This is a genomic window from Aquabacterium sp. (assembly GCF_035476535.1).
In the GTDB taxonomy this organism is placed as follows: domain Bacteria; phylum Pseudomonadota; class Gammaproteobacteria; order Burkholderiales; family Burkholderiaceae_C; genus Pseudaquabacterium.
The window spans coordinates 1-7,077 of record NZ_DATILJ010000314.1 but is presented as its reverse complement, the minus strand read 5'-3'; the positions used below and the strand labels follow the sequence as shown (position 1 = coordinate 7,077).

Below are 7,077 nucleotides of genomic sequence, written 5' to 3'. Positions count from 1 at the left end.
CAGACCGGCTTCCTGCTGACGAACACCGATGCCGGCACCGAGCAGACCCCGGCGCACGAGATCGGCCACTGCATGTTCATGCCGCATGCGCCGCGGGTCGACGTCAATGCCGCCGGCGCCCGGCAGGAAGTGAACAGCGGCGGCGGCATCACGCCGGACTTCCACGACGCCAAGAACTGGAACTGCCTGATGTCCTACAACCGCCCGCGCCCTGGCTTCTGCGGGCTGTGCATCATGCGCTTGCGCGGCTACAAGGGTGACCAGTTCGACAGGAATGGGCCGAAGTGAAAGCGTGGCGACCGTACGTCATCGGCGTGCTGGCACTTGCCGCCGCGTGGACGACGGCGGCCACCGAGGAATCGACGAAAGGCACGACCATGGCAGTGAATCTTCGGCTGGCCTCACGCCAGCCCGTGTATGCGCCGGACGCCAGCGTCGTGGTCGACGTGGCCATCGAGAACGGCTCGGCAGCGACCGTCAGCGTGCCCGATCTCGGCATGCCCGGTGTCACGCAACCGCGTTTCACGCTGCGCACGCCGGACGGCCAGGCGATCAGCTTCGTGCCGGCCGATGGCCGGCGCGTGCGTCCGGGCGCAGCGGCGCCTGATGTGGATGTCGCGCCCGGCGGCTCGGCCACCGGCGACCTCGAACTGCGCGACTTCGCGGCGCTCGACCAAACCGGCGATTACGTGCTCGACGCGACGCTGCAGCTCGGCGCCGCCACCGTGGTCGCCCAGGCCACGCGCTTCAAGATCGAGCCGGTGCCGGTGCAGGACCCGTCGGCCTTCATGTCGCGCAGCCCGGACGGCGAGCCGGCGACCGGGCTCGTCGTGCTGGCGCGCCGGCGCCATGCCGGCACGGTGCTGGTGCGGGAAGAAGATCCGCGCAACGGCGAGCTCTTCTCGCTGGAGGTGCAGCAGGGGCCCGAGCTTGAGCGCCCCTTGCGCACGCTCGGTTGGTACGCCAACCACGACCTCGCCTTCGACCCGCTGCGGTGGATGCTGGCGGTGACCCATGGCGGGCTCGCGGCGGCCACCAACCAGTCACCCAAACCGGCCGAAGCCGCTGCCGGCAGGCGCGTGTCCTTGTGGCTGAACGGGCTGGTGCGCAAGGGGCGTCTCGCCGTGCCGGCCATTGCGGGTGATGTGGGTGCCGAGGCCGAACTGCTCTGGTTCATCGGCACCGCGCCGGGCGGCGAGCCGCGGCTCGACGGGCCGAAGCGCCTGGCCGGTTTCAGCGGCACGGCACGCGCCGGCGCTGCCACGCTGGCACCCAAGGACGGCCAGACGCTGGTGGCGGTGGCCGTGCCCGCCGACGACGGCACCCGCGTGCTGGCCTGGCTGATCGCCGACGACGCCGTGCGTGCGGCGAAGGAATACCGCGTGCCCGGCCTGCGCGATGCCAGGGCGCTGGCCGTGGGCTGGAGTTCGCGCGACGTGCTAACAGTGTCCGTGCTCGGCAGCGATGCCGCACGCCAGGTGCGGATCGCCGACCTCACGCTGCGTCCGGATCTTTCGCCGCTTGCGCCGCCCGCGGTCTCGGAAGCGCTGGGCCTGTCGGACCCGCGCGAGGCCAGCCTGGCGATGTTCGAGCAGGTCGCGGGAACGCTTTCGCGGGTGGCCGTGGTGCGCACCGCATCGGGTGCGTCGGCCATCAGCCCCGGCAACCGCGTGCGCCCGCTCGACATGCCGGCAGGTCCATATGCCCTGCTGCCCGGACGCAGCCGCTGGTATGTGCTGTGGTCGGACGGTGCGCAGCTGCGTTCGACCTCGTTCTAGGCGGCTGAACGGGCCGGCTTCACCCATCGCGCCAGGGTGGCGTACATCTCGTGGATCACGATCGGCTTGGCGATGTGATCGTTCATGCCCGCCTCGAGCACCGCTTCGCGGTCGCCAACCATCGCGTTGGCGGTCATCGCGATCACCGGCAGTGCCTGCAGGGCCGGTTGCTGCCGAATCGCCCGTGTCGCCGCGTAGCCGTCCATGATGGGCATCTGGCAGTCCATCAGCACTGCATCGAATGCCTCGTGGGCCAGCACCGCCAGCGCTTCCTTGCCGTTGCTGGCGATGCCGACCTCGACGCCGGCCCGGCGCAGCAGTTCCACGGCGAGTTCGCGATTGAACTCGTTGTCCTCGACCAGCAGGATGCGGGCCCCTGTCAGCGCGGCCTGGTGGTCGAGCAAGGTCTCCTGGCCCTCCTTGCGCCGCGGCACTGCCGGCATGCCGACGTCGACCTGCAGGCCCAGGCGCACGTCGAAGTGGAATCGGCTGCCGTGGCCGGGCTCGCTGTCCACACCCAGCTCGCCGCCCATCATGTGCACCAGGTGCCGGCTGATCGCCAGCCCCAGCCCGGTGCCGCCATAGCGCCGGCTGGTCGACGCGTCGGCCTGCGAGAACGGCTGAAACAGGCGCTGCTGTTGCTCGGTACTGATGCCGATGCCGGTGTCGCTCACTTCGAACGTCAGCTGCACCGAAGCGCTGTCTTGCGCGAGCACGGTGACCGTCACGACGATCTCGCCTTGCTCGGTGAACTTGATGGCGTTGTTGCCCAGGTTGAGCAGCACCTGACTCAGCCGCGAGGGGGCACCCATCAGCGCCGTCGGCACGTTCGGCGGCAGGGCGAGCTGCAGTGTCAGGCCCTTTTCTTCGGCCTTCATGCCGAGCAGGTCGCCCAGCGTGTCCATCACGTCGCTCAGGCTGAACGGGATGCACTCGAGGTCGAGCTTGCCGGCTTCGATCTTGGAGAAGTCGAGGATGTCGTTGATGATGTCCAGCAGCGATTCCGCCGAGCTGTGCACCTTCTGGATGTAGTTGTGCTGCTGCGGGGCCAGCCCGCTTTGAAGCGCCAGGTGGGACATGCCGAGGATGGCGTTCATCGGCGTGCGGATCTCGTGGCTCATGTTCGCGAGGAACGCGCTCTTGGCCTGGTTGGCCGCTTCGGCCGCATCACGCGCCAGCAGCAGTTCGGCCGTGCGCTGGCGCACCGTTTCTTCCAGCTGGTCCTTGTGGCGCCGGAGTTCTTCTTCCGCCTGCTTGCGCTCGGCGTCCCGTTCCTCGATCGCCGCCATCATGGCGTTGAAGTTCTGGCCCAGCCGCGCCACCTCGTCGGCACCGGCGCTCGGCACCCGTCGCCGGTAGTCGGCCTGGGTGCGGACCTGTTCGACGGTCTCGGCCAGGTGGGCGATGGGGCCGACGATGGTTCGCTGCAGCGTCGCCAGCAGCCCCAGCGTCATCAAGGCCAGCAGGCCAACCACCGCGGCACCGAACACCAGCAAGGCGTCGCGCGTCTGGCGGTTCAGCTCGCGCAGGCGCATCACGAGGTGCAGGCGCGCGCCGTCTTGCAGGGTGTACAGAAGATCGGCCGTGTCGTGCCCCGGATCGACATGGACACCGTCGGCGCCGCTCGATGGCCGAGGCGGTACCCTGGGGGGCCGCACGCCGTAGCGGGCCAGCACCCGCCCGTCCGCCAGCACCAGTTCCGCCTCCAGCACCTGCGGATTCGCGCGGAACGTGTCGAGGATTTCCTGGGCCCGCGCCGCGTCGGCAAAGGCCACCGCCGCTTCGGCGCCGACGGACACCAGCTGTGCGTAGGGCGCCATGGCCTGCCGGGCGCGTTGCTCCAGCGTCAGCCGCTCGTAGAGCACGAACGCCAGGCTGGCTGCGGCACAGGCCAGCAGCGCCGCCACCAGCAGCGCGGACAGGAGCTTGCCGCGAATGGTCGGTCGGCCTGGCGTGCTCACTTCCATCGTTTCACCGCACCGTTTTCCACCACCTCCCGAGAGACCTCGAGCATCTTGGCCGGAATGAGCAGCGAAGCAGCACGGGCCCGATCGAGGTTGACGCTCATTTCGACGCGCTCGCCGACGGCCAGCCGGATGATGCCGCCTTCCTGCAGGAACTCGGGCGCGTGGCCCACGGTCAGCGTCGGCAGGAGCTTCAACTCGTCCAGCACGGCCCGGCGCCTGGCGACGTCTTGATAACCGACAAAGACGATGTGGCAGGCCGGCAGGCGGTCCAGCGAATTCGCACGGAAGACCTCGAACGGCCGTCCGTGCTCCATGCGGCCCTGAAAGGTGGCCTCCAGCTCACCCTCGAAAGGGTCGTGGCCGAGGATGCAGACGGACCAGGGTGTGCGCTCGTTGGCGAAGGACCGGGGCGGCCATGTCACGTAGCGCGCAAAGTTGCGCAGGAAGGCGGCTTCGACCTTGCTCCGCGTGACCGCCGCCGGCTCTTGTGCGGCGACGAGCCCCGGCAGGCACAACAGGAGCAACAGGCCGGCGGCCGCCCATCGGGCGGCTCGGTGATGAGCGGGCGACAGGTCATGACCCCGCATGGCGGCCGCGGTTCACAGGCTGGCCTTGACCGTGAGAAGGAACTCGCGCGGACGTGCCCGCGTGCTCTGCGAAGGGCGGTAATGTTCGTCGCTGAGGTTCTTGCCCATGAGTTCCACACTCACGCGTCGGGCGCCCGATCCCCAGGCATAGCCCAGCAGTGCGTTGACCAGCGTGTAGGTCTGGTGGGAAGACTTCGGACCGTCGGGCAGGATCGTCTGGTCGCGCACCGCGTTGAGGCCGCCGCCGACATAAGCGCCCGTGCGCCCGTCCGGCACGAAGTCGTAGCGCGTCCAGAGGTTGGCCAGATGGGGCGCGCTCATCTGCAACGGCGCGTTGTGCAGCAGACTCACGGCCTTGTAGTTGGCCCGTCCGGCGGCGTCGAGCGTGCCGGGGTCCTGGGCCAGGATGGCTGCGTCGTGTCCGCTGAACTCGGTGATGCGCGCGTTCATGTGGCTGTACGACAGGTAGGCCTGCCACCGGTCGGTCAGCCGGATCGTGGTGTCCAGCTCGAAGCCGCGCGAGCGCTGCTCGCCGCTCTGGACGTTGGAGATCACCACCGAACCGGCAGCAGTGGTGGCCGCGAGGTCGTTGACGATGTTGCGGTTGCGGATGTCGAAGAAGGTCAGTGTGCCGGAGAGGCGTCCACCGAACAGCTCGGTCTTCAGGCCGATGTCATGGCCCCGGCCTCGGGTGGGGGCGGCGGCTTGGGTCGTGCCGTCCAGGTTGAGCAGCAGCTGCGACCCGGGCACGAACGATTTCGCATAGGAGGCGAAGAAAGACAGCTCGGGTCGGAGCTTGTAGAGCAGGCCGTACTGCGGCGTCACCGCGTTGGCGGTGGACGGGGCGCCGGTTGAGCCGAGCAGGTGGTTGACCAGCTGGCTTCGCGTTGCCGTCCTGCGCCAGCCCGCGAGCACCAGCAAGCGCTCCTCGAAAAAGCCGAAGGTGGTGCCGGCATAGATTGACTTGTCCACGAAGTGGGTCGAGCGGTCGGTCGGGTTGGCGGTGAGCGCGCTGAGCGGGATGGTGACGACGCGGTTCCAGGTGGCCGGATCGCGCAGGTCCCACAGCGGCAGCGGCGAGGCCGTGGGGTTGCTGCCGAGTGCCGGATCGTTGGGCGCCTGGGCGGCCCGGTCGTCGAAGCGGCGCTCGACGTATTGCCCGCCCAGCAGCAGGCGCAGGCTGGTGTCGCCGAACTCGTACTTGCCGACGGCCTGGGCTTCGTAGGTGAGGTCGTGGTTGGTGTAGGTCTGGCGCCGCAAGCGCCGTCCCTGCAGCTGTGTGCTGTTGTTGGCCATGCCGAGGTTGCCGGAAAAGAGCGAGTCGACCGTGTAGGCCTGGCGACTGTAGGCGGCGCGCAGGTTCCAGCGATCGTCGAGCCTGAAGTCCGCCCAGGCACTGAGGCCGCTGGTGTCGCTGCGGCGATAGTCGCCATGCGCCATGCTGTTCCAGTTGTCCGGCAGGCCGGGCACGTCGACGCCCAGCAGGTTGGGGTCCGCCGCGCTGGGCACGATGCCCGCCTGGCGGCCGTAGCCGGGCTTCTGCATCAGGGGCGGCGTTTCGCGCTTGCTGAAGTGCTCGTACTTGAGCGACACACTCACCCGTTCATGGGGCTGCCAGAGCAGCGAGGGCGAGATGTTCCGGCTGTCGGCATCGTAGGGCTCCCAGTAGTGCATGTCCTGGTCGTGCGAGGCCGCGACGCGGTAGAACAGCGTTGGCGACAGCGGCCCGGTCACGTCGACATCGATCCGGTATTGCCCGTAGGAGCCGTAGCGGGCCTCGGCGCTGGCCGTGAAGCGGGGCTGTGGGCTCTTGGTGATGATGTTGACGATGCCGCCGGGCGCCACCTGGCCGTACAGGAACGACGCCGGGCCCTTCACCACCTCCACGCGGGAGATGTTGGTGAAGTCCACGATCGACGGGCCGTGGAAGCCGTCGCGCAGGATCTGCACGTTGCCCGGGGTGGCGCTGATCGCGAAGCCACGGATCGCGAGGTTGGCGTTGCCCTCGGTGAAATCGTTGCTGCGGTACGTCACGCCCGGCGAGTAGCGCGCGACGTCGAAGATGTTCACCGGTTTCTGGTCGGCGATGAACGACTCGGTGAAGGCCTGGATGGCGAAGGGCAGATCCCGGATCGGCGTGTCGAAGCGCGAGCCGGACACGGCGTTGGATGCGCGATAGCCGGTGTCCAGACGGGTCGAGACATCGAAGGGCGAGACCCTCAGTTTCACCAGGTCGGCGATGTCCATGTCGGCCACTTCGCCGGGCGGGCCGGCTTCGGATCCGGCAGCCGATGCGGCATCCAGCGTCAACCCGCTCAGCGCTGCGATGGCGACCGCCAGACGTCTGCCGCTGTGTCGCAGGACGTCCGCCATGACGCAGCCACGGATCCACTTCATGACGCATCCTGCCGCTTTCAGCCGCGGCAGGCAAGGTGCGGCGCTCTTCAGCGTGATCGACAGCAGCGTGATCGACAGCAGCGTGTTCGACATCGGCGGGAAAGCGGCGTTGAACGGGCGCCGGCGCCCACCGTGGCTCAGGCCACCGACTTCTGGGACGGCACCTCGGACCCGTCGACGTCGTGCAGCGTGCCCGCCTGCAGTGCCGTCAGCATGTCGAGGAGGGCGACGGACTCGAAGTCTTCGGCCAGCCGGCGCAAGCGCGCGGCCAGCGGGCGATAGCGCGCATCGGCTGCCGCCAGGTGTTCGGCCTGGTCCCGGATTCCGCGCATATTGCCCATGCGGGCC

Annotated in this window: 6 protein-coding genes; 2 read left to right on the top strand and 4 right to left on the bottom strand. The window is 68.8% G+C overall.

Going from position 1 to position 7,077, the window contains the following annotated elements; all coding sequences use genetic code 11:
* The coding region (locus VLK61_RS30310) for a hypothetical protein (RefSeq protein ID WP_325427129.1) at positions 1–288 on the top strand (288 nt) is incomplete at its 5' end.
* Between the two features lie 89 nt (positions 289–377).
* Positions 378–1,778: a hypothetical protein gene (locus VLK61_RS30305; RefSeq protein WP_325427127.1), complete on the top strand. Its 1,401-nt coding sequence runs from the start codon at positions 378–380 to the stop codon at positions 1,776–1,778.
* Here the strand turns inward: VLK61_RS30305 and VLK61_RS30300 are convergent.
* The 4 genes from VLK61_RS30300 to VLK61_RS30285 all read right to left on the bottom strand — a co-directional run.
* A complete protein-coding gene (locus tag VLK61_RS30300; RefSeq protein ID WP_325427125.1) occupies positions 1,775–3,739 on the bottom strand; it encodes an ATP-binding protein in 1,965 nt (654 codons plus the stop codon). The two genes, VLK61_RS30305 and VLK61_RS30300, sit on opposite strands and share 4 nt — an antisense overlap.
* Complete coding sequence (locus tag VLK61_RS30295) at positions 3,736–4,269, bottom strand: YfiR family protein (protein WP_325427123.1); 534 nt, start codon at positions 4,267–4,269, stop codon at positions 3,736–3,738. The genes VLK61_RS30300 and VLK61_RS30295 overlap by 4 nt, the downstream gene beginning before the upstream one ends.
* 75 nt (positions 4,270–4,344) lie before the next feature.
* On the bottom strand, positions 4,345–6,822 hold the full coding sequence (locus tag VLK61_RS30290) for a TonB-dependent siderophore receptor (RefSeq protein ID WP_325427121.1): 2,478 nt from the start codon (positions 6,820–6,822) through the stop codon (positions 4,345–4,347).
* 44 nt (positions 6,823–6,866) lie between these two features.
* Positions 6,867–7,077: hypothetical protein (locus VLK61_RS30285; protein ID WP_325427119.1), on the bottom strand; the 211-nt coding region annotated here is incomplete at its 5' end.

Bases quoted from the DNA above. Each gene is read 5' to 3' on its own strand.
- VLK61_RS30305 (WP_325427127.1), top strand. From the start codon at position 378: ATGGCAGTGAATCTTCGGCTGGCCTCACGCCAGCCCGTGTATGCGCCG.
- VLK61_RS30290 (WP_325427121.1), bottom strand. From the start codon at position 6,822: ATGTCGAACACGCTGCTGTCGATCACGCTGCTGTCGATCACGCTGAAG.